Below are 21009 nucleotides of genomic sequence, written 5' to 3' on the forward strand. Positions count from 1 at the left end.
AGTATACTGTTAAGCTCGATTAAAAGATTGGAAGCTCAATGATCTGTGATATGATAGACCGATAATCATACTTCGAACTGAATTAATTCGCTAGGATACATATAAATTTATAACAAAGGAAGAGATAGATGAGACCGTTCCGAATTCGCCTTGCCATCATTATGATGGTGCTGATCGGCGTATCCGTCATTGTGGCGGGTTATACGATGGGCAGAGTATTTAAGACAACCCACATTACCGCACTGGAGCAAACCATGGTGCGGGAGATTAATTTGCTCAAAGCAACATTTCCATTTCATGATGCAAGTGATCCAGGCTCTCAAGAAACACGAAAATATTATTCAGATCGAGCTCTGGAATTGGATCGTCTGACGGATTCCCGGGTAACCTTCATCAATAAAGATGGCATGGTCATCGGAGATTCCGAGAGTGATCCGGCAACAATGGACAATCACTTGAATCGGGAAGAAATTATAGGAGCCACCGAAGCAGGTTTCGGCCGATCGATTCGTTATAGTGAAACATTGGGACAGGACATGCTGTATGTGGCCCTGCCTGTGAATTCGGATCAAAGTGACATGATTGAAATACCGAGCGGCAAATTTGACGGTTATATTCGTCTGTCCATGAGTCTGCAAGCTGTGGATCAGGGTCTTCAGCGTGGATGGATGATCATGTTTGCCGCGCTTGGGCTGCTGTTTTTAATTGTCGCGTTTGTCAGTTATCGGGTTGCACGCGGACTAACCTCGCCGATTGAGCATATTACGAAGGTGGCTCACCGGATTACCAAGCTGGACTACGATGCACGAGTCGATGTAACGCGCAAGGATGAGATTGGTCAGCTTGGACTTGCCATTAATGGAATGGCAGACAGCCTGCAGATCCAACTGAAAACGATTCGTGATAATGAAGCGCTGCTACAGAGTGTCTTGGCGAATATGACCGGAGGTATTGTCATGATCGATGCAGGACAGTCCATTGCACTGGTCAATCGGGAAGCGGAGCGTATGCTGGGCATTCAGGCGGGAAAAGTTACAGGTAAGCCTTATGTCGAACTGAAGAGACACTACGAGTTAACCCGTACCATTGAAGAGAGCGTTGCACTTCGAGAACGGATGCATGAAGAAGTGAGTGTGTTCAACCCGGAGGAAAGACTGATCCGTATTGACGGAGTTCCGATGTCCGAAGATGATGGCGGGTATCGTGGCATGCTGTTCCTTCTGCAGGATGTGACAGCGATTCGTAGGTTGGAGTCGATGCGTAGTGAGTTCGTTGCGAATGTCTCTCATGAGCTCAAGACACCGGTTGCTGCGGTCAAAGGGTTTGCTGAAACCTTACTCAGTGGCGGAGTGCAGGATAAGGAGACAGAGCGTTCATTCCTGAAGATCATCTACGACGAAGGAGACCGACTCAACCGGTTAATTGGGGATATACTGGAGTTATCCAAAATTGAATCCAAACGCGCGCCACTGCAATGCTCACCTGTTCATGTGCACTCGTTCTTCGAAATGGTGCTGGGCACCTTGTCCACGGTGGCGGAGAAAAAGCAGATTCGTCTGGAAATGCATGCTCCGGAGGAACTGTACATTGAAGCCGATGAGGATAAGCTGAAGCAGATATTCATCAACCTGTTATCCAACGGAATTAACTATACCCCCGAGGGTGGGCGCGTGAAGTTGCAGGTGAAGATGGATGATCAAAACGATGATGAAGTTGTGTTTGCCGTGTCGGATACGGGTATTGGCATACCGAAGAAAGATTTGCCACGAATCTTCGAAAGGTTCTACCGCGTGGACAAAGGCAGATCCCGTAATTCCGGGGGCACTGGCCTTGGCCTTTCCATCGTTAAACATCTGGTTGAACTGCATCATGGCAAATTGTCTGTAGAAAGTGAACTGGGCATGGGAACAACGTTCCGTGTTATCCTTCCATTAATTCAGGACGAAGAGATGTAGGCGTGTGGGAGCAAAATGTAAAAAGGTTGTATTGTTTTACACCGCGTTAACAAATAAATGCTATGATAGAAAAAGTGTTGTGGCAACAGACAACCTATGAAGAGAGAAGGGGTATCATGGCACAGCGTTTGCTAGTTATTGAAGATGAACCTACATTATCGAGATTACTCACGTATAACCTGACACAGGAAGGGTATGACGTTACGGCTGAGGATCACGGATCTGCAGGATATGACCGGGCCTTGTCCCAGGAATTTGATCTCATTTTGCTGGATCTGATGCTTCCAGGCATGAATGGTCTGGACATTCTGAACAAGTTAAGAATTCAGGGTGTCAGTACACCCGTTATCATTCTGACGGCCAAGAACGGTGAAGCCGAGGTTGTACAGGGGCTGAAATTGGGTGCCGATGATTATATTACCAAACCATTTGGTGTATCTGAGTTATTAGCCAGGGTGGATGCGGTATTGAGACGATATTCGAATGGTGAAGATTTGCCGCAGCCTGAGGACAAGGATGGCTCACGAATTATTCTTGGAGAGCTGGAGATTTATCCTCTGAAGTATGAAGTGACACTGGGTGGACATTCCATTAGTCTGCGTCCCAAAGAGTTTGAAGTACTTCTATACTTGGCTAAGAAGCCGGGAGTGGTGCTCACACGGGATGATCTGATGAATGCGGTCTGGGGCTTCGATTATATCGGAGGTCAACGCACAGTGGACGTTCATGTCAGCTCATTACGCAAAAAGCTGGAGCTTGACCCGGAATCAGTTCATATTGATTCCATTCGCGGTGTAGGATATAAATTGGTTGTCAAAAGAAAAACTCCCCATCATTCGAGTTAATGATCGGGGAGTTTTATTTTACGTTTAGTTAACATAAAGAATTATTTTCCTTTACGTTTAAGGAGTAGCATAAAACTGTCTGAGTGATACTTTGGACCTACATAATCCGCCTCAGGATGGAGCTCATACGTAAAGGAGTTGCGCATTTATGCCCATGTTGCTCAAAGTGAAGCCTGACCAGCCCCAAGAGATTTTATATAGTGAAGAATCAATAATACCGAATGTGGAGCAGAAAAATACCGTTGTGGCTACCCAAGATCATGTCGTCGCTGCGCGTGACTATTGTCGTCAAGTTCCCGCTGTTGGGATTCATACAACCTGTGGAGAAGCAGCAACCCTGCTGAATCAGGATCAGGAGTACCCTTGCCTTGTATTATGTGATGATCAGATGCAGCCTCTAGGTTTGTTAATGAGAGAGACGTTATACCGGATATTGAATGGGCGTTTTGCTGCAGATTTGTTTTACCGTAAACCGGTTATCCATGTAGCGGACTCGTCTCCTGTCATTGTGGATGTGTACGAGGAAGCCACAGCGATTATTGACATTGCACTTTCTCGCAATGAGCAGCATTTCTATGACAGTTTGATTGTCACGGAAAAAGACAGGCTGCTTGGGGTACTGACGATGCGGGATGTCATGTCCCTTTCCAGAAAGCTGCAACGTGTGGCTTTGGAGGAACGTGTACATACGATTACAGAGAGTAGACAAGAAATAACACGGATTAATCATTCCGTTACCAAGCTGGTTCAGGCTGCCCGTCAGACGAGAGACGAGGCAACACAGATCATGGAGTTGTCTGAGCAGGGAGCGAGCAGTCTTCGACACGTGGATGTTTCCTATAACCGTGTATATGAGCATATGGAAGGCCAACGGAAACATGCGGATGACATGCTGAATTCCATTCAGATGGGTTCAGGGATGGCACGATCCATTCGTTCTTTGGCAGACCAGAGTGGGTTACTTGCCATGAATGCTTCGATTGAAGCGGCGCATGCAGGAGAGTATGGACGCGGTTTCCAAGTCGTCGCAGGAGAGATCCGGGCTCTTGCGAAGCAGACGCGTGAAGTTGCGGGGAACATGTCCTCTCTGCTTGATGATATAGGAGGACTGACCAGACAGACTGTAGAGCTGGTTCGAGCAAGTGCGGCAGAGATTGACGATAGTTCGGTTCATGTGAAACAAGGAGGCGTTGCGTTCAGACAGCTGAATACCGCTGTGGCAGGTTTGTCCAGTATTGCGGAAGACATTGCTCTGGAAGGCAAAACGGCTGGAGACGTAGCAGAGCACATTCGGATGAGATTGGAAGATATGGTCTCTGGCGGATAATTATACTGGATTGAAATCAGGCATCATTCATACACTATGATCAGATGGAGAAGATCATGGCTGTGAAAGATGTCTTTTTTACATTCCGTTAACATGGAAGTGGTACTGTTTTTACATTGGGAAGGTAGGATATTAAAGATGGCCCAGAAGCCGAGCTAGATCGTTGGCGTGGGTCTACGTAAAGGGAGTTTGGTTGTCCCTGCAGCGAAGGAGAAGTGAACATCCATGAAGGACCTCATTCACATTGAAGGACTTAATTTATACTATGATACGCATCACGCGCTTAAAAATATATCGATGGATTTGCCGGAGAAAACGGTTACGGCATTCATTGGACCGTCAGGTTGTGGTAAATCGACATTGCTTCGTACGTTAAACCGGATGAATGACATGATTCCGGGTGTTCGTGTGGAAGGAAAGGTTCTGCTGAACGGCTCGGATATCTACAGTAACGAGATTGAAGTGGAGACACTTCGTAAACGGGTTGGAATGGTGTTCCAGCAGCCGAATCCTTTTCCGAAATCGATCTATGATAACGTGGCTTATGGACCGCGCCTCCATGGGGTAACTCAAAAGGCTGAGCTGGACAGGTTGGTGGAGCAGAGTCTTGTTCATGCTGCACTGTGGGATGAAGTGAAGGATGTTCTGAAAAAATCGGCACTTAGTCTGTCGGGCGGTCAACAGCAACGTCTCTGTATTGCACGGGCGCTGGCTGTCCAGCCTGACGTTCTGCTGATGGATGAAGCAACGTCTGCACTTGACCCAATCTCCACGTTAAAGATTGAGGAACTGGTCAAGGAATTGCATCACAAATACACCATTGTTATGGTAACTCACAATATGCACCAGGCGGCACGAGTATCGGGACGTACGGTATTTTTCCTGAACGGTGAGGTGGTGGAAGCGGCCGATACGGAGACGTTATTCTCTACGCCGCAGGATTACCGGACCGAGGATTATATATCCGGGAGGTTCGGTTAAGCAAGGGTGAGTTTGAACGATCCCGGCATACCCGGAGATGAAGGATAAGGGGGACATTGAATCTATGATTCGCAGAAGAGAATTTGATCAGGAGCTTGAGGAACTGCGCACACTGCTTCAGCAAATGGGTGAGCATGTCGGAATGGCACTGGATGGTGCCATTGAGAGTTTACAGACGATGGATGCAGAGAAAGCTCAGGTCATCATCAAAAATGATGCGAATCTGAATGCTCTGGAAGACAAAATTATGGAACTCGGTTCCAAGCTGATTATTACACAACAGCCGGTTGCGAAGGACCTGAGACGCATTATCGTTGCATTTAAAATCTCCAGTGATCTGGAGCGTATGGGTGATCTTGCACTCGACGTGGCGAAGGTGACACTCCGCATGGATGGACAGAAGCTCATTAAACCACTTGTGGACATTCCGCAAATGGCAGAAATCGTAAAATCCATGATTGATGAATCCATCGAATCCTTCCTGAAAGAGAATACCGATCTGGCCTACAAAATGGCTCAAACGGATGACCAGGTAGACCAATTGTACAGTCATATGATTAGTGATCTCTACAGTTTAATGACAGATCATCCCAATCAGGCGTCACAGGCTATGTTGCTGATGATGGTTGGACGTTACATTGAGCGAATTGGTGACCATGCGACGAACATCGGCGAGAGCACGGTGTATCTGGTGACAGGCAAACGTCCGGATCTGAACCAGTAGTTAAGCGCATTGAATTAGAATTGGAGAATCGAATGCATGGCAAGATTGTAATGAAATGAATGGAAGGAACTTTCTCCCGGGTGGCCTGTGCACAGGCTGTCTACGGAGGAGGTTTTTTTTTATGGGAAGGAAATGATGTGAAAAGATGGCTAATCTTTTTGTTGTAACTGGTGTGTATGTTATCATGAGAGTAGATGTAATTGAAGGTTTGACCATACGATACGCGAGGTGCTGGAATGGACAAGTTTATTCTCATAGATGGAAATAGCATTATTTACAGGGCGTTTTTTGCAATGCCGCCTCTGACCAATTCGAAAGGTCTGCATACCAATGCGGTATATGGTTTTACCACGATGCTGCTGAGACTGCTTGAAGAGCATAAACCTACACATGTCATGGTTGCATTTGATGCGGGTAAAATTACGTTCCGCCATGAAGGTTATCAGGAATATAAAGGCGGCCGGGAGAAAACACCACCAGAGTTGTCGGAACAATTCCCGTTGCTGAAAGAACTGCTGAAGGGACTCGGCATTGCCCAGTTTGAGCTTGCAGGATTCGAAGCGGATGACATTATTGGCACGTTAACCAAACGCGCAGATGAAGCCGGGAGACAGGTTCTGGTTGTATCGGGTGACAAAGATATGCTGCAGTTGGCCTCTGAACATGTACATATCGGGCTGACGCGCAAAGGGGTAACCGAGATCGAATTGTATGATCCTGCTCAGATCAAGGAGCGTTATGGTCTGACTCCATTACAAATCATTGATCTCAAAGGCCTGATGGGGGATACGTCTGATAATATTCCGGGCATTCCCGGGGTTGGAGAGAAAACAGCCTTGAAGCTGCTGCATCAGTTCGGTTCGGTTGAGGATGTGCTTAACGGCACAAGTGAGCTGAAGGGAAAAATGAAAGAAAAGATTGAAGCCCACGCCGAAGATGCACGGATGAGTAAGCAACTCGCCACGATCCACCGGGAAGTTCCATTGGAACAGACGTGGGAGGATATGCAATTCGCTGGGTTAAAAGAAGAAAGTGCTGGTCCTGCATTGGCCAAGCTGGAATTCAAATCCTTACTCGAACGTCTGTCGTTCAGTGGCAGTGTCATCTCGGAACAGGAAGCCGTTCCCGCCGCCGAGGTTGAATCTTCCATCGCAACAGAGGAAACGATTGGTGAACTGTTCAGCTCACTTGATTCCATCGATGTGCTGCATGTGGAGACACATGGCGATAATCCGCATCAAGCCAAACTGATCGGACTTGCTGTGGGTTCAGCCGGAACCTATACGTTCCTGTCGTCCGACTTGCTTCAGTCCGAAGCAGCGACTCCAGTACGGGAATGGCTCAGCAATCCGAATGAGCCCAAGCGAGGTTATGATCTGCACCGTATCGACCTGGCACTTCATGCGCATGGCATTGAATTTGCAGGGGCGTCCTTTGATGTACAGCTGGCTGCCTATCTGCTCGATCCCACCGAATCCAACCAGACGATCAGCGGATTGACTACCAAGTATGGTCTGCCTTCTCTCGTGGAGGATGACACCGTCTTGGGCAAAGGTGCAAAATACAAGCTTCCTGAAGCTGAGATATTGGGCGATTTCCTGTGTCGTAAAGCTGCTGCAGTAGCAGCCATTATTCCACTTCAGGAGCAGGCCTTGGAGAGCGATGAGATGAATTCGCTTTTCCATGAGCTGGAGATGCCGTTGTCACGCATTCTGGCAGATATGGAGAAACGGGGTATCAAGGCTAATACAGCGGATCTGCAGGCTTTGGGTAGTGAGTTTGAAGAACATATCAGCAGGCTGATGACAGAAATCTACAAGCTTTCGGGTACTGAATTCAATCTGAATTCACCGAAGCAGCTGGGTGAGATTTTATTTGATAAATTGGGCTTGCCGGTGGTGAAGAAAACCAAAACGGGCTATTCCACAGATGCCGAGGTGTTGGAGAAATTGGCCCCTTATAATGACGTGGTCAAGCATATTTTGCAATATCGTCAGCTTGCCAAGTTGCAGTCAACTTATGTAGAGGGGCTACTGAAGGAAATCTCGGATCGGGATGGCAAGGTGCACACGTACTATCGGCAGACGATCGCTGCCACTGGGCGTCTTAGCAGCCAATTCCCGAACTTGCAGAACATTCCGATTCGGATGGAGGAAGGTCGTAAAATCCGTAAGGTGTTTGTTCCTTCCGAGCCAGGATGGTCCATTTTGGCAGCAGACTATTCGCAGATTGAACTGCGCGTACTTGCACACATCTCGGATGATGAGCGACTCAAGGAAGCTTTTGTTCAAGATATGGATATTCATACGAAGACGGCCTCCGATGTATTTGGTGTGAAGGCTGAAGACGTGGATAGTGATATGCGCCGTTCAGCCAAGGCGGTTAACTTCGGCATCGTCTATGGTATTAGCGACTATGGGTTGTCGCAGAACTTGCATATTACGCGTAAAGAGGCTGCGCAGTTTATCGATCAATACTTTGAAGTATTCCAGGGTGTGCGCCGATATATGGATGACATTGTGAAGGAAGCTCGTCAGGACGGTTATGTCAAAACGTTGCTGGAACGACGTCGCTATCTGCCAGAGATCAATGCCAGCAACTTCAACGTGCGTTCCTTCGCCGAGCGTACAGCGATGAACACTCCGATTCAGGGAACGGCAGCAGACATCATCAAGCTTGCCATGGTACAGATGGATGAAGCGCTGCGTGAGCGCGAGCTGAAGAGCCGTATGCTGCTTCAGGTGCACGATGAGCTTGTATTCGAAGTGCCGGCGGATGAGCTAGAACTGATGAAAGAGCTGGTGCCTTCCGTGATGGAAAAAGCATTGGAGCTGTCTGTACCGCTAAAAGCAGAAGTCAGCTATGGGGATAACTGGTACGAAGCCAAATAGTACACGCTTCACGGGTTTTCCGTTATTTTACAATATGCGCTTCGCTTGTTTTCGACACAAGAAAGGGTCCCGCTGAGCGCCATCTTCCGTTATAATATAGGGGAGGTGAGAACATCATGCCGGAATTACCGGAAGTTGAAACAGTCAGAAGAACATTGAATCAGCTTATTGTTGGCAAGACCATTGATCATGTTACCGTTAGCTTGCCGCGGATCATTCAGCGGCCGGACGACATAGATGCATTTGCACTGGAACTCGCGGGACATACCGTAAATGGAGTGGAGCGCCGCGGCAAGTTTTTACTTATTTTGCTGGACGGGCTGGTGCTTGTCTCCCATCTGCGGATGGAGGGCAGGTACGGTGTGTACGAGCAGCATGAAGACGTGGAGAAGCACACACATGTCATCTTTCACTTTAATGATGGCACCGAATTGCGTTACAAGGATGTGCGTCAGTTCGGTACCATGCATCTGTTCAGCGCAGGTGAGGAACTGGTATCCAAACCTTTGATGAAGCTTGGACTGGAGCCGCTTGACCCTGCCTTTACGGTCGATGCTTTCCGTGAAGCGGTCGGGAAACGGACAACCAAAATCAAGGCAGTGCTGTTAAATCAGGCATATGTAGTCGGTATCGGGAATATTTATGTGGACGAGGCTCTATTTCGCGCAGGGATTCATCCCGAGACCATTGCCAAGACACTGACCGAGCCCCAGTTAACCGTGCTACATGAAGCGATCGTGGCTACGCTGCAAGATGCGGTGGATGCAGGTGGATCTTCCATCAAGTCGTATGTGAATGGACAAGGCGAGATGGGCATGTTCCAGCATCAATTGAAAATTTACGGACGCAAATCCGAACCCTGTGCAACGTGTGGTACGTTGATTGAGAAAAGCGTAGTAGGCGGCAGGGGCACACACTACTGTCCGAAGTGTCAGCCGTTAAGGTAAACCGTTGAATGGTTTGTAACGAATGAACGAAATCGTCAAATCGTAGCACCCTTGGATTCCTCCCTCCATATACTGATATGGCAGAAATAAGCGGGCGTATACCCATACTGGCAATCGTCAGTTGGAACGTGCTCCGCACAGGGGAGGTATCCGGGGTGCTGCATCATTTTATTTCATTGCTGGCGCTTGCTTTGGCGCTTAGTTTAGATGGTTTTGGAGTCGGGATTACATATGGGCTGCGTAGGACCAAAATTCCGCTGTTATCCATTGCTGTCATTTCCATCTGTTCGGGTCTGGTTATTGCGTTATCCATGCAAGTAGGTGTGCTTCTGTCTCATGTGGTATCTCCAGACGTAGCTTCGATGGTTGGGGCGGTTATTCTGATCGGTATTGGCGCATGGTCGCTGTTGCAACTTATTCGGAAACATGGTAAAGAACCGTTGGAAGCAGACACTAGAATGGGTGAGGGGAAGAACACAATCGTAACCGGGATGGAAATAGCACAAGAGGCTCTGTCTAAAGGCAGAAATCAGGTGCTTGCACTGGATCTGGCGCAATCGGCTTCCAGCGGGTCTCTGGAACGAATGGTATTTACATTAGAGCTGCGCAAACTGGGAGTTGTCATCCAAATCCTCCGCAGCCCTTCCAAAGCAGATATGGATAACTCCGGAAGTATATCTGCTCAGGAAGCGATGTGGCTTGGGATTGCCCTGTCCTTGGATGCCTTCGGTGCTGGACTGGGGGCAGCATTGCTCGGGTTCCCCACATTGTGGACGGCACTGGTCATTGCGTTGTTTAGCGGTGCATTTCTGTCACTTGGCATGAGGGTTGGGCTGCGATTTGCCGCTCTGCGCTGGATGCGAAGGCTGTCTGTACTGCCTGCGCTATTGTTAATGATTATGGGAATAATGAAGTTGTTGTGAGGTGAAATAATGAATATTGGCTTAACCGGCGGGATCGCGACAGGCAAAAGCAGTGTTTCCGCCTTTCTCGCCAGTAAGGGGGCGTTGCTCATTGATGCAGACGTTATTGCCCGGGAAGTGATGCTGCCCGGGCATCCCGTTTTGGCTGCGGCTGTTCAGCGGTTCGGACAAGCCATATTGAATGAGGACGGAACACTGGATCGGAAAAAGCTGGGCAGTATTGTGTTTCAAAACCCGGAGGAACGCAAAGCCCTGGAGGGCATTACACATCCGGCGATTCGCAAGGAGATGCGTGAGCGGGCTGCTGCATATGAGCTGTCCTACCCGGACAAGCTTGTAGTATCGGATATTCCTTTATTATACGAGTCAGGGCTGGAGGAAGGCTTCGAAGAAGTGATGGTTGTATATGTCCCGAGATCGGTACAACGGGAACGACTGATGGGCCGGGATGGAATGACTGCAGAGCAGGCAGATGCCCGTATTGATGTGCAGATGGACATTGAAGAGAAGAAGCGGCGTGCTGACGTGCTCATTGATAACAGCGGCTTGTGGTCGGAGACCGAGCAGCAGGTCAACTCATTTTTACAGCGCAAGGGTCTATTATGAAAATACTTCGTAAGAAAAGGGTACTGCTGTTGATGTTTGTATCATTTGTATTGGTGTTATTTCTGAATACGAACTGGATGGCCTGGTTCTATCCGATTCATTATAAGGAAGAGATTCGTGCCCAATCCCAGAGCTATGAGGTTGATCCGTTTCTTATTGCTTCTATTATCAGGGTGGAGACCAATTTCAAGACAAGCAAGGAATCCAAAAGAGGTGCCATTGGGCTCATGCAACTGATGCCAGACACGGCAAACTGGATTATGGAACAAGCCAAAATTCCGGGCACTTCGCTGGAAGAACTCAAACACGAGCCTGAACGGAATATTCAGTTGGGCACATGGTATCTACGTAATCTGTCAGATCAATTCAAAGGCAATGAGGTGGCCATGATTGCCGCATATAACGCAGGTCCAGGTAAAGTGAACGGATGGCTAAGGGATGGTGTGTGGGACGGTTCCTTCGATACGGTGAAAGATATTCCGTTCGGTGAGACCCGTCACTATGTACAACGAGTCATTTATTATTATAATCAATATGTAAAGATCTATAATACATTCTAAGGTTCGGTATTGCGGATTCAATTCAGCAGACTGGCTGTGATGTGGATCTGAGCGTACTTATACTTGTCTAAAATAAGTAAAAGCACAGAGCAGGCCGGTTATTCACCGACCGCTCCATGCTCCTCTGTGTAGCATATTACGATGCAGATATTATTGGTATTGACCTGCCAATTGCTGTTCTGCAATTGTTACCAGACGCTTCGTGATGTATCCACCGATCGAACCGTTCTCGTAAGAAGTCATGTTACCTTGGTATCCGTCTTGTGGAATGCTGATTCCGAGTTCTTGAGCAACTTCATATTTCATTTGCTCGAGTGCTGCGGAAGCTCTAGTTACCACCAGGTTGTTGGAGTTACCATTGCTTTGTGCCATTGCTGTTCACCTCCTCGCGGGTTGGTAAAAGTATTATGTGTCGCCAATACGATTTTCATAACTAATTGATTACAGGCAATTTGTGGTAAAAAGTAAAACGTGGGAAGTGATCTGTTTTGAAATGTCCTTATTGCGCCTATCTAGGCACAAAGGTGCTTGATTCAAGGCCGGCTAATGAATCAAAATCGATTCGTCGCCGTCGGGAATGCGAGCAGTGTGCCAGAAGGTTTACAACGTTTGAGATGATTGAAGAGACACCGCTGATCGTCATCAAGAAAGATGGCAGCCGTGAAGAGTTTAGTCGTGACAAGATTCTGCGTGGGCTGATCCGCGCCTGCGAGAAACGACCAGTCTCTGTCGAGACGCTGGAGATGATGGTATCTGAAGTGGAGAAGGCTTTGCGTAATACAGCAGATGCTGAGGTGGAGAGTCGCCAGATTGGTGAGCTGTTGATGGAGCAGCTGTTTCCAGTTGATGAGGTGGCCTACGTGCGCTTTGCTTCCGTGTATCGCCAATTCAAAGACATCAATATGTTCATGAAGGAATTGAAATCTTTGTTGTCCAAAGGAGACCACGAGGATTAATGAAGTGGGTAAAGGGAGAAGAGCAATCTGGGGTTACCATCTGTGTGTTCCAGGAAAAAGCATGTTCTTCTCCAATCGCTTTAAGCTCATGAAAAAGGTATTGACAGCGAAAGCTGTATTTTATATGATATAGGAGTCGCCTGTGGAACAATGCAGCGCTGGACAAGTGTTATATCATATCTTGGGGCCTTAGCTCAGCTGGGAGACCCCGCTTACTAGAAACACTACCAAAGTACATAACAAAGCAATTTCGAAACTACGCCTAAAGCGTGGTTTTTTATTTTCCAGTCTTCTCATGGTATAATATCCCTATAAATATTAAGGAGATGAATAACATACGCACAATTAAATTGGATGCAATCAAATATCTATTTATACTTGGATCTGTAGCAATAGCAATTTTACTTTACAAGTACATCCCAAGCTTCAGCCAACTCAATCATTTCGCATGGCATGGTCTAGCCGACCTAGTTGAATCAATTTGGAGATACTTGATGACACAGCTTGGATATATACAACCCGACTTTTCAAAAACAGCCCCTTAGAGGGCTTATTTGTTTATCTTCTATGTAGTATAATTATTGTACTATATCTAGCGAGGTGTCCAATGACTAATGGTGAAAGAGAGTCATTTAAATTAGCAAGACGAGCGGCTATTTTGCAACAGGAGCACATCAATACAATTACAAGAACTCGAAACATGATTAACAATCCCTCTATCTCAAGAATGATTGAACAAATAAATTTATCTTCTAAGGCTATCTCTCAATATAGTCAAGCTTGGGAGGTTAGCCAAGGAGTAGTTAACGCTGCCCATCAAGCAGGTTTAGCATGGAATGATTCGTTATCAGAAATTGCTAAGATGGTATCTTCTCCATCGTTTATTGGTATCACAAATGAATTAAAGAATTTGAGTAGTGCGAGCATTAAAGCTATGGAGGGCATTTATAATTCACCATCATATAGAGCAATGATAGAGTCAATGGACGTCTCTACTATTCAATCAATAGTTGATACTTTGCCTGAAGATATAGCTTCAAACATCAATGATCTTGAACAGGAACTACAGAATGATCCAGATACAAAATCAAAATTTGAGCCATATATAAATAGTATGGAAAATGTAATTTCAGCCAAGGCCGGAACCCATATTGATCTTAGTAAAAGTAAACTTAGTGTTGCTAGCCTTGAGATTCTGCTTCATCTAATATTCTTCTTTTTTAATGCAATTGCTAGTCCTTATTTAGAGTATCTTTTAATTCCTAACCCAGTTGTTGATTTAGTTGAAATCTCTCAGCATGACTTAGAGGAAACTAAACGTCACAACTTATTAATAGAGCAAAACCAGCAAAATGAAATTGAATTGAAACAACAACAAATAAAAATTGACCAAGAACAGGTAGAGGTTAACAAAGAGATACTATCAGAATTGAAGAAAACAAATGAACAAAAAAAGGACTCGGATTGAGTCCTTATTCTATTTCACCGATCAGCTTAATGATCTGAATACCTATATCCTCTGTTACCTCGCTGTATGCTTCATCTGTATACTTTTTCATCTCTTTTGTCAAGATACACACTCAATCCATACTTTCCTTTATCCTCACCATGCTTCTCGTACAGTCTTTCACTATGTAGCATATTATCTCCGTGCAATGTAGAATCAACAATGACGAACCATCATATTTACCGTTCGTTGCAAAACGTTGTCTCTATCATCATATTCGGTTTCGGCGTTTTACCGAATCCAATATATAAATAAACATAAATGATCATATTTCCCAAGAAGTGTATATAATCGCTGTCGACCACATTGACCACCAAGGTTGGAAAGTCAACTTAGGTACACCGCGTACCTAACTCAGTTACCCTTGTAGTGGAACGAAGTTTTCCGTTTAACAAATAATTACATACCGTCAAACCCCAAATCTGGGTTCTGATACAAGCATTATTTGGGTCGGCAATTTCGCCGTGCCAACTCAGGTTCAAGTTGAACTTGAGTTCTTTTTAACTTTGAAGTTAGAAAGTCGATCCAATCCTCATCCGACAGAATTGAGGTGCGAGAACCGAGTTCCTTAAAGGAACCGAGTACATCATTCAACCATATTGTCTGATTAGACATAAAGGTTTACGCCCACGTAGGCGAAAAGTAAGAGGTGGATGATATTCCACTTAGTAATTGAAGTCGTGGGCTATCATATGGTCGACATCAACCACATGATCGAAGCCGAACAAGGGGTTCCTTCCATTAGTAGATACCATTCGAGGTTACTACAATCAACCACGGACTTAAACACCGTGGACTACTTGTCCATGGTCAGACGATACAACGCGGGAGTTTAAGTCTCTCGTTATTCATTATACAGAGAAAGTTGGACGCAGCGTCCAACAGTTCTCACGGCTCAACTCTGAGCGTACCCAATTCAGTTACCCCCAGTTTGGGGGCTACTCGATTGACAAAACTGTCCAAGTATAATGTTTATGTTATAATATAGCTCATCACACACTAAGGAATGAAATCGATGCGGCAAGAAGACAGCCTATTTGAGCAGATCATGAAACTAAAACGTGCAACTCTCGTACAACGCAAAGCAAAAACTAAAGAATTGCGGAACAAGCCACAAGGCAAACTTAGTGACTTGGAAATACAGTATAAAAGTTTAATTGCTGAATCAGTTGATAGAGAAACACCTCTCGAACGGGTGATTCAAATCAAGAAAGAGTTAACTGAGTTGCGAAGACATAAGAAGGGGAGAAGGTAAGGGGAGAACGAAATTTCGTTCCTCTTTATAGGCTTTTCACATTATGTCAAAACCCTCACTTACCCTTAGCAGCCATCCACACAGCCACTATCAACAATAGAACACTCGTAACAAGCACAACATAGACATACATTAACTCCACTCGAAACCTCTCCAGAATGAATCCTAGTAAGGCTAACGAGTCTCCAATTATCAGAACGTAAGATCCCTTTTTCATTGTTCAACTCCAATATATTACATGCATTGTAATGTTAGTCTGAATTATGTATGCTAAAGATAGTTGTTACCGTTGTAGTAACAGCAATTATACATAGAAAAGGACTCCTTAATTTGTAGGAGTCTAGTTGGCTTATCAAATGACAACAGGGGATGACACATGAAAAAGAAGCCTAACACAAAGACTATTGTAATAAACAGTGTAATCGTAATTGCAGCAATTGCTATGTTCTATTTTAAAATAAAATACTTTACATGGTAAATAGAAAAGACCCCAAAAGGGTCTTATTTTTTTTCGATATTGTCATTCAAATTACTTTTTTCTCTAAGGTTGAAAGAACTAAGATGCTCCTCGTCCATTTCAGAAACAATTCTCTTGGCGATTGCCATAAATTTATGATGAAAATTCATTGTATCTTGTTTTCCTACAGTTTCTTTTGATGTATAGTCTTTCCCTGTAATAATCCAATCTATTGATACTTTGAAAAAATCGCTAACAGCAACGAGAAAAGATATAGATGCATCTTCTTTTCCTGTTTCTACTTCTTCAATGTACTTGGGAGAATACTTTGTAAATACAGTGAAATCATGATTCAATTGTTTCCCTGTCATTCTGTCAGACAGATCACTGATAGAATAATCATCTACTTCTCTAAGCTGTTTAATTCTATCGCCAATTGTTTCTTGCCGTTCCTCAGAGAACATTAAAATTTCTTGATTGGGTTCATCTATAGAAATTTTCTCCAATGAATTATAGTAATCGTCTCCAACAAAATTATCATATTCTTCAACATCGTTAATCACACTATACATATCATCAATAAACTGTTCTGGCACTTGAACTTCTTCTTTGTATCCTGCCATAAGCATCAGCATATTGTATGAAAGATCATAAGCATTAGCTAACTTTTTAAGTTGTTCTGGTGCTGGTTTGGGGACTACACCTTTTTCTAATTTACCTATATGTGTATGACTGACTCCAGATTCTTCACCCGCAGTTCTTAATGACCATTCTCGTTGCAACCTTGAATTTTTCAGAAGGTCGCCAAGTTTATTGTTTAGTGAAAAAGTTTCCATTGTAACCTCCTGTAAACGGAAAGTGTAAATGACGTAAAAGTAAAATTACATTTTTGGTTGACTTCAATTCTAGTGTGGTATATATTGCTATTATAGCATTGTAATTTTTCGTTGCCAAGTCGTTTACAAAATGGTGAATACATAATACATCAATATTCGACAAAAATCATCCCATTAAACGACTAAATCCCATCTCTATAACACAGAGATAGGACTATAATCACACTATACGTAATAAGGAGGGGAAAGTTAAGTACTAAAATTCTTTCAGACGCTGAACAAATTCGATGCCTTTACCTGTGAGCCTATAAGTTAAATCAGAGGATTGTTGCATAAGTCCATATAATTTTAACGTATCTCCACTGTTCAGTAAAAGGTTAAGTATCTCATTGGTATGATCATCGTTCATTTTTTGACCTATCTTAATCCCATGGTCTCTAATATAGTCACCAAAGAGAAGAAGAAGTTCGCTAAGGCTGGTGAAATCTAGTCCAGAAATATCTGTATTAATCCATTCACCTGATAATATCTCATTAATTTTGTTAAACTCACTTTCAGTCATAAGACTTTTTCGCTTACTGGCATTTAAAAATTCATCTGTGAGTTCATATTCTAATATGTCTTCAATGTTATAGGTACGTTTCATTCCCTTAGTCATTGATATCTCATTCAGAGATTTGATTATTCTCTCTAAGGTATCAATCTCAATCCGTTTGGTTGCTCCATTAGCTAGATCATTAATTGTGTTTGGTCTTACTTCGGAGTAGACAGCTAATTTGTTTCGTGTAATATCGAGTTCTCGCAATGTTTCTTCAAGTCTAAATAACATTATTATATCTCCTTTGACTATTAGTTGCCTTAATGATAACTCTATAAAAGGGTATTGGCAATACCTGAAAGTTAAAAAAGTATAACCATAGGAGATAAAAATTGTTGACGGGAAGAAATATCCATTGTAAGATGATCTCAGAAGTTAAAAAGAACCAACTCCTGAGAGTCGGTTTAGTGGTCAAGTATACGATTTAGTACTGAGAAGTTTTCAGTATTAAACAGAAGCTGGGTCTTCAATTTCTGTTACTTCAAATAAGTCATCAATTTTCAAATTTAAAGCTCGTGCAATAATGAATAAGTTTTCACTCTTATGTTGAACGCTTTTGTCGAATCTGTTAACTAGCGTTTGCGGTATGTCAAATTCTTTAGAGAAACTATTTTGAGTATATCCACGCTCAGAAAGAATCTTGTTTAACTGGGGTTTTACTATCAACAATGAATGAAACCTCCTTAATGGTAACTAAGTTGATTATATAAGGAGAACAAAAAATAATCAATTAATAACTATTGACTAGTCGTTAGTGACTAGTGTACAATAAGATTATCAAGTAAAGCACAACACAAACAAACGAATGGAGATGACAAACATGCTGAACATCATCAAACGCTTTAAAGAAGCTAAAGAACAGAAAGAAGCCGCTCGAATCGAAGCAATCCAAACTCGACTCGCCAAAGAACGTGCTAAACATGAACTCATCTGTGCAGAGAACGCCGCTAAACGTGAAGCAGATCAAGCAGCCGCACTCAAGGCTTCAGGTGAGAAGTGGAAACAACGCTTCCGTGAAGAGTGTGAAAAGCAAGGTAAACAAGTTCCTTCATATATAAACTAAAAATCCCAACTCCAAAGGAGACGATACATAATGACACTAGCAAACATCAAACCATCCATAATTTCACTCACAAAGGGGATCACCACAATGACAACTATCGAATCTGCAATCACTACATTGAAAATCAGCACGAAAGCAATCGTCCTCATCGCTCAAATGAAAGCCATCCTCACAACGCCTGAGTTGATTACTGAATATGTACATCGTGTTATGACTCATCCAAGTGCTAATGACCACTGTAGAAACGGCTACGCATTTCAGGTGCTGTGCGACATGCGTAAGGAGCAACTTACACTCAATCCAATGTCTGATGATTTGTTCCTTGATATGCACTTGTTGAATCCAGTGAAGGCTTTGACACTGTACTTCAAGGAAAACATTGTCCCTTTACAAGTTGAACGTATGAAGAAGTGGGGCATTAATGCAAAGGATCTGATTACTGCCAAGCAGCATGATAGCAATATCAGATTTGAACGTGCAGTAATGCAACTGGTTTAAGCCAATCAATACATAAACAACGTACTGGAACAAGCAACATAGTATTGTAAAATTCACGTAACAACGTTTTAGTGTATCAGATGTATTGTTATCTCTTTGAAAAAACATCCTCGAAGATGGAGAGACAACAATACATCTGACTTATAAAGTATATCATACTTAATGAAATGGCACTTTCACATAAACACCAAAATGCGGCCGCACTTTCATTCCCACTTGTGGGCACGTGCCAATATGGTACTGGAGCAACAAAACTAACGTTCGCCTTTGAAGGTGTATATAGGGAGGTGAATCTATGAATCATTTAATTGGAACAAAGGTAATACCTCATTCAAAAACTATCAAGTACATGAAAGGTTTCGCTCAATGCGAATATTGGGCAGATGCCAAGCGAGTCAATCAAGGGTTTCTATACATCGTTGACTACGACCGCAATGATTACGTATTAAATAACAATCCACCAAAAGGATATGATTTTGATCAGTCTTATAGTTGGAACACCGAAAAGAAAGTAATCGTAAACGGTGATAGTGAAACAATTATTAAAGGTTATAGCGGAATCGGCAATCTTTATAGTGAGTCTGATTTTACAGTAGCGAATTAATCATACAAGTACCCAAACAAAAGGAGAATTAAAGTGACCATTACAATTAACAAGCCAAACAATACAGGCGATCTAATCAAAAAAGCTATGACTGATTTTGATTTTACTTTTAACTCATTAAAACCGGATCATGTCTTTGAGGTAGGGATGATTGCTCTTCACAAATTTTCACATGGGCTCAGAGTGGATACATATTTGATCAAGGAAGCTGAATTTATCCTCACTACTCATGAAGATAGAAGAAATTTTGTGAATAGAGTATCGAAATTAAATCGCAATGATGCCGCTTCTACAAGAGAAGTAGAAAGAATTCTGTTTGAGATTAGAGCAAGAAAACAAAGAGAATATCCAGTCAACAAAGATGAGTTGAGATATGCAGTTGCAAATCAGGATGTTGATATGCTTAATAAGTTATTTATGACCGCCGAAGACCTATCATTCTGGTTTGGTAGCTTAGATAAAAGCAAATTTGTTAATCGTTATTTTGATGCAGTGAATGCTAGTGATGAATATGTTTCCTTTACCGATGTTTACCGAGACTAATAATTCATATAACAACTAATAAAATAAACTAGGCGCTGTAATGATAGCATTGGTACAGCACCAATACAAAGTAGGTGAAGCATGAACAAAACTAAATTACAAAACGCCAAAATAACATTATCCTGTTGGATCAATCAAAAAATTACTACACCTTATCGAATTACCAAAAAGTATGTATCCAGATGTATCATAGATTCGATTGTTGTTCTAATTGTTTGGTTAAAAGCTGAATCAACATGGAATTACACGAATGGTAATTGTACCTATACTGCTGTCAAAGCGAAGGGATACATAGTGTTTCTCAATTGTAATGGTGCTTACAGGACGGGTGACAGGCTGTATTTAACTAGTCGGATTATAAGTGAATTGAAGCAAGGAAATCGCTTAGATTGGAATCAGGTTTCTGGATTTATGTTTAGATAATCTTTCGCCACAGTTGGCGAAAGCATACAAAGGAGAATGAAAAATGAATGAAATTGAATTGTATGAATGTTTCTATGGAGGATTAAAGGACGGTAAACTTGAAAAAATAAAACAAGCGTTGAATTGGGAGTGGGATTGCAAAGAATTCAATGAAAGATTAATTAACTTATATATCAAATCAAATGTCAGAGAAGATGGAGGCGTAAGTTCCGAATGGGAATTGACAACTGACAATCCCAAAGAAGGTTTTAGATTGGCTACATGGATTGAGCATTTGTATTTTACTCAGCGTCATGGATACCCTCACAAGCCATTAAAATTAGCTCAATGTGTAGTCCACTATAAATTCAAAGAATATGAGGATTATACTTCAATGAGTCATAACACTCTGATTTTTAATAATGATCCGATATGTAAAGAGCTTGAACAAGTTTCATTACGCATGGATTTTAGACATGAGCAATAAGTGAACAAACTTTTAATCTCACTTAACAATGTCTTCCTATTCAC

At 43.2% G+C, this 21009-nt stretch carries 22 protein-coding genes; 18 read left to right on the forward strand and 4 right to left on the reverse strand.

Annotated features, from left to right (window positions below; all coding sequences use genetic code 11):
* Positions 1 to 128: 128 nt before the first annotated feature.
* From pnpS to ACR32F_RS09655, 10 genes are all read left to right on the forward strand, one after another.
* Positions 129 to 1955 (forward strand): two-component system histidine kinase PnpS, encoded by a 1827-nt coding sequence (pnpS, locus tag ACR32F_RS09610; protein WP_440118352.1) that lies wholly within the window; start codon positions 129 to 131, stop codon positions 1953 to 1955.
* A 116-nt stretch (positions 1956 to 2071) separates the two neighbouring features.
* Positions 2072 to 2800, forward strand: coding sequence for a response regulator transcription factor (locus tag ACR32F_RS09615; RefSeq protein ID WP_440118354.1), 729 nt, complete (start codon positions 2072 to 2074; stop codon positions 2798 to 2800).
* Positions 2801 to 2948: 148 nt separating this feature from the next.
* Positions 2949 to 4127 (forward strand): methyl-accepting chemotaxis protein, encoded by a 1179-nt coding sequence (locus tag ACR32F_RS09620; protein ID WP_440118356.1) that lies wholly within the window; start codon positions 2949 to 2951, stop codon positions 4125 to 4127.
* Positions 4128 to 4352: 225 nt separating this feature from the next.
* Entirely contained in the window at positions 4353 to 5108 is a 756-nt protein-coding gene (gene pstB, locus ACR32F_RS09625) for a phosphate ABC transporter ATP-binding protein PstB (protein WP_440118358.1), read from the forward strand.
* Between the two features lie 64 nt (positions 5109 to 5172).
* A complete protein-coding gene (phoU, locus tag ACR32F_RS09630) occupies positions 5173 to 5832 on the forward strand; it encodes a phosphate signaling complex protein PhoU (protein WP_440118360.1) in 660 nt (219 codons plus the stop codon).
* A 236-nt stretch (positions 5833 to 6068) separates the two neighbouring features.
* Entirely contained in the window at positions 6069 to 8723 is a 2655-nt protein-coding gene (gene polA / locus ACR32F_RS09635) for a DNA polymerase I (protein ID WP_440118362.1), read from the forward strand.
* A gap of 116 nt (positions 8724 to 8839) precedes the next feature.
* Positions 8840 to 9670, forward strand: coding sequence for a DNA-formamidopyrimidine glycosylase (mutM, locus tag ACR32F_RS09640; protein WP_440118364.1), 831 nt, complete (start codon positions 8840 to 8842; stop codon positions 9668 to 9670).
* Positions 9671 to 9825: 155 nt separating this feature from the next.
* Positions 9826 to 10593 carry a manganese efflux pump gene (locus ACR32F_RS09645; protein WP_440118366.1) on the forward strand — a complete coding sequence of 256 codons (768 nt, stop codon included), beginning with the start codon at positions 9826 to 9828 and terminating at the stop codon, positions 10591 to 10593.
* A gap of 9 nt (positions 10594 to 10602) precedes the next feature.
* Positions 10603 to 11199: a dephospho-CoA kinase gene (gene coaE / locus ACR32F_RS09650; protein WP_440118368.1), complete on the forward strand. Its 597-nt coding sequence runs from the start codon at positions 10603 to 10605 to the stop codon at positions 11197 to 11199.
* The gene (locus ACR32F_RS09655) at positions 11196 to 11759 is read left to right on the forward strand and encodes a lytic transglycosylase domain-containing protein (RefSeq protein ID WP_440118370.1); all 564 of its coding nucleotides are present in this window, start codon (positions 11196 to 11198) and stop codon (positions 11757 to 11759) included. The genes coaE and ACR32F_RS09655 overlap by 4 nt, the downstream gene beginning before the upstream one ends.
* Before the next feature lie 150 nt (positions 11760 to 11909).
* On the opposite strand, the gene ACR32F_RS09660 is transcribed toward ACR32F_RS09655, so the two are convergent.
* Positions 11910 to 12131 carry a small, acid-soluble spore protein, alpha/beta type gene (locus tag ACR32F_RS09660; RefSeq protein ID WP_426249373.1) on the reverse strand — a complete coding sequence of 74 codons (222 nt, stop codon included), beginning with the start codon at positions 12129 to 12131 and terminating at the stop codon, positions 11910 to 11912.
* Positions 12132 to 12247: 116 nt separating this feature from the next.
* On the opposite strand from ACR32F_RS09660, the gene nrdR reads away from it, so the two are divergent.
* The 3 genes from nrdR (at position 12248) to ACR32F_RS09675 (ending at position 15477) form a co-directional block, all read left to right on the forward strand.
* Positions 12248 to 12715: a transcriptional regulator NrdR gene (gene nrdR / locus ACR32F_RS09665; RefSeq protein ID WP_440118372.1), complete on the forward strand. Its 468-nt coding sequence runs from the start codon at positions 12248 to 12250 to the stop codon at positions 12713 to 12715.
* 607 nt (positions 12716 to 13322) lie between these two features.
* A complete protein-coding gene (locus ACR32F_RS09670; protein ID WP_440118374.1) occupies positions 13323 to 14183 on the forward strand; it encodes a hypothetical protein in 861 nt (286 codons plus the stop codon).
* A gap of 1054 nt (positions 14184 to 15237) precedes the next feature.
* Entirely contained in the window at positions 15238 to 15477 is a 240-nt protein-coding gene (locus ACR32F_RS09675) for a hypothetical protein (RefSeq protein ID WP_440118376.1), read from the forward strand.
* A gap of 501 nt (positions 15478 to 15978) precedes the next feature.
* On the opposite strand, the gene ACR32F_RS09680 is transcribed toward ACR32F_RS09675, so the two are convergent.
* The 3 genes from ACR32F_RS09680 to ACR32F_RS09690 all read right to left on the reverse strand — a co-directional run bounded on the left by ACR32F_RS09680 (position 15979) and on the right by ACR32F_RS09690 (position 18037).
* Entirely contained in the window at positions 15979 to 16770 is a 792-nt protein-coding gene (locus ACR32F_RS09680) for a helix-turn-helix domain-containing protein (RefSeq protein ID WP_440118378.1), read from the reverse strand.
* 256 nt (positions 16771 to 17026) lie between these two features.
* A complete protein-coding gene (locus ACR32F_RS09685) occupies positions 17027 to 17599 on the reverse strand; it encodes a helix-turn-helix domain-containing protein (RefSeq protein WP_440118380.1) in 573 nt (190 codons plus the stop codon).
* A gap of 216 nt (positions 17600 to 17815) precedes the next feature.
* Positions 17816 to 18037, reverse strand: coding sequence for a helix-turn-helix domain-containing protein (locus ACR32F_RS09690; protein ID WP_440118382.1), 222 nt, complete (start codon positions 18035 to 18037; stop codon positions 17816 to 17818).
* Between the two features lie 151 nt (positions 18038 to 18188).
* Between ACR32F_RS09690 and ACR32F_RS09695 the strand changes: the two genes are divergently transcribed.
* The 5 genes from ACR32F_RS09695 (at position 18189) to ACR32F_RS09715 (ending at position 20965) form a co-directional block, all read left to right on the forward strand.
* Complete coding sequence (locus ACR32F_RS09695) at positions 18189 to 18431, forward strand: hypothetical protein (RefSeq protein WP_440118384.1); 243 nt, start codon at positions 18189 to 18191, stop codon at positions 18429 to 18431.
* An 87-nt stretch (positions 18432 to 18518) separates the two neighbouring features.
* On the forward strand, positions 18519 to 18929 hold the full coding sequence (locus ACR32F_RS09700; protein WP_440118386.1) for a hypothetical protein: 411 nt from the start codon (positions 18519 to 18521) through the stop codon (positions 18927 to 18929).
* Positions 18930 to 19224: 295 nt separating this feature from the next.
* Entirely contained in the window at positions 19225 to 19533 is a 309-nt protein-coding gene (locus ACR32F_RS09705) for a hypothetical protein (RefSeq protein ID WP_440118388.1), read from the forward strand.
* Between the two features lie 33 nt (positions 19534 to 19566).
* On the forward strand, positions 19567 to 20076 hold the full coding sequence (locus ACR32F_RS09710; RefSeq protein ID WP_440118390.1) for a hypothetical protein: 510 nt from the start codon (positions 19567 to 19569) through the stop codon (positions 20074 to 20076).
* Between the two features lie 466 nt (positions 20077 to 20542).
* Positions 20543 to 20965: a hypothetical protein gene (locus ACR32F_RS09715; RefSeq protein WP_440118392.1), complete on the forward strand. Its 423-nt coding sequence runs from the start codon at positions 20543 to 20545 to the stop codon at positions 20963 to 20965.
* Positions 20966 to 21009: the final 44 nt, after the last annotated feature.

Origin of the sequence: Paenibacillus hebaui (genome assembly GCF_051934385.1) — a bacterium.
In the GTDB taxonomy this organism is placed as follows: domain Bacteria; phylum Bacillota; class Bacilli; order Paenibacillales; family Paenibacillaceae; genus Paenibacillus.

Excerpts from the sequence above, each read along its gene's own strand:
- mutM (WP_440118364.1), top strand. The coding sequence starts at position 8,840 with ATGCCGGAATTACCGGAAGTTGAAACAGTCAGAAGAACATTGAATCAG.
- ACR32F_RS09680 (WP_440118378.1), bottom strand. The coding sequence starts at position 16,770 with ATGGAAACTTTTTCACTAAACAATAAACTTGGCGACCTTCTGAAAAAT.
- ACR32F_RS09660 (WP_426249373.1), bottom strand. The coding sequence starts at position 12,131 with ATGGCACAAAGCAATGGTAACTCCAACAACCTGGTGGTAACTAGAGCT.
- coaE (WP_440118368.1), top strand. The coding sequence starts at position 10,603 with ATGAATATTGGCTTAACCGGCGGGATCGCGACAGGCAAAAGCAGTGTT.
- ACR32F_RS09700 (WP_440118386.1), top strand. The coding sequence starts at position 18,519 with ATGACAACTATCGAATCTGCAATCACTACATTGAAAATCAGCACGAAA.
- pstB (WP_440118358.1), top strand. The coding sequence starts at position 4,353 with ATGAAGGACCTCATTCACATTGAAGGACTTAATTTATACTATGATACG.
- ACR32F_RS09670 (WP_440118374.1), top strand. The coding sequence starts at position 13,323 with ATGACTAATGGTGAAAGAGAGTCATTTAAATTAGCAAGACGAGCGGCT.
- ACR32F_RS09655 (WP_440118370.1), top strand. The coding sequence starts at position 11,196 with ATGAAAATACTTCGTAAGAAAAGGGTACTGCTGTTGATGTTTGTATCA.
- ACR32F_RS09675 (WP_440118376.1), top strand. The coding sequence starts at position 15,238 with ATGCGGCAAGAAGACAGCCTATTTGAGCAGATCATGAAACTAAAACGT.
- ACR32F_RS09705 (WP_440118388.1), top strand. The coding sequence starts at position 19,225 with ATGAATCATTTAATTGGAACAAAGGTAATACCTCATTCAAAAACTATC.
- ACR32F_RS09620 (WP_440118356.1), top strand. The coding sequence starts at position 2,949 with ATGCCCATGTTGCTCAAAGTGAAGCCTGACCAGCCCCAAGAGATTTTA.
- phoU (WP_440118360.1), top strand. The coding sequence starts at position 5,173 with ATGATTCGCAGAAGAGAATTTGATCAGGAGCTTGAGGAACTGCGCACA.
- pnpS (WP_440118352.1), top strand. The coding sequence starts at position 129 with ATGAGACCGTTCCGAATTCGCCTTGCCATCATTATGATGGTGCTGATC.
- ACR32F_RS09615 (WP_440118354.1), top strand. The coding sequence starts at position 2,072 with ATGGCACAGCGTTTGCTAGTTATTGAAGATGAACCTACATTATCGAGA.
- ACR32F_RS09695 (WP_440118384.1), top strand. The coding sequence starts at position 18,189 with ATGCTGAACATCATCAAACGCTTTAAAGAAGCTAAAGAACAGAAAGAA.
- ACR32F_RS09715 (WP_440118392.1), top strand. The coding sequence starts at position 20,543 with ATGAATGAAATTGAATTGTATGAATGTTTCTATGGAGGATTAAAGGAC.
- ACR32F_RS09685 (WP_440118380.1), bottom strand. The coding sequence starts at position 17,599 with ATGTTATTTAGACTTGAAGAAACATTGCGAGAACTCGATATTACACGA.
- polA (WP_440118362.1), top strand. The coding sequence starts at position 6,069 with ATGGACAAGTTTATTCTCATAGATGGAAATAGCATTATTTACAGGGCG.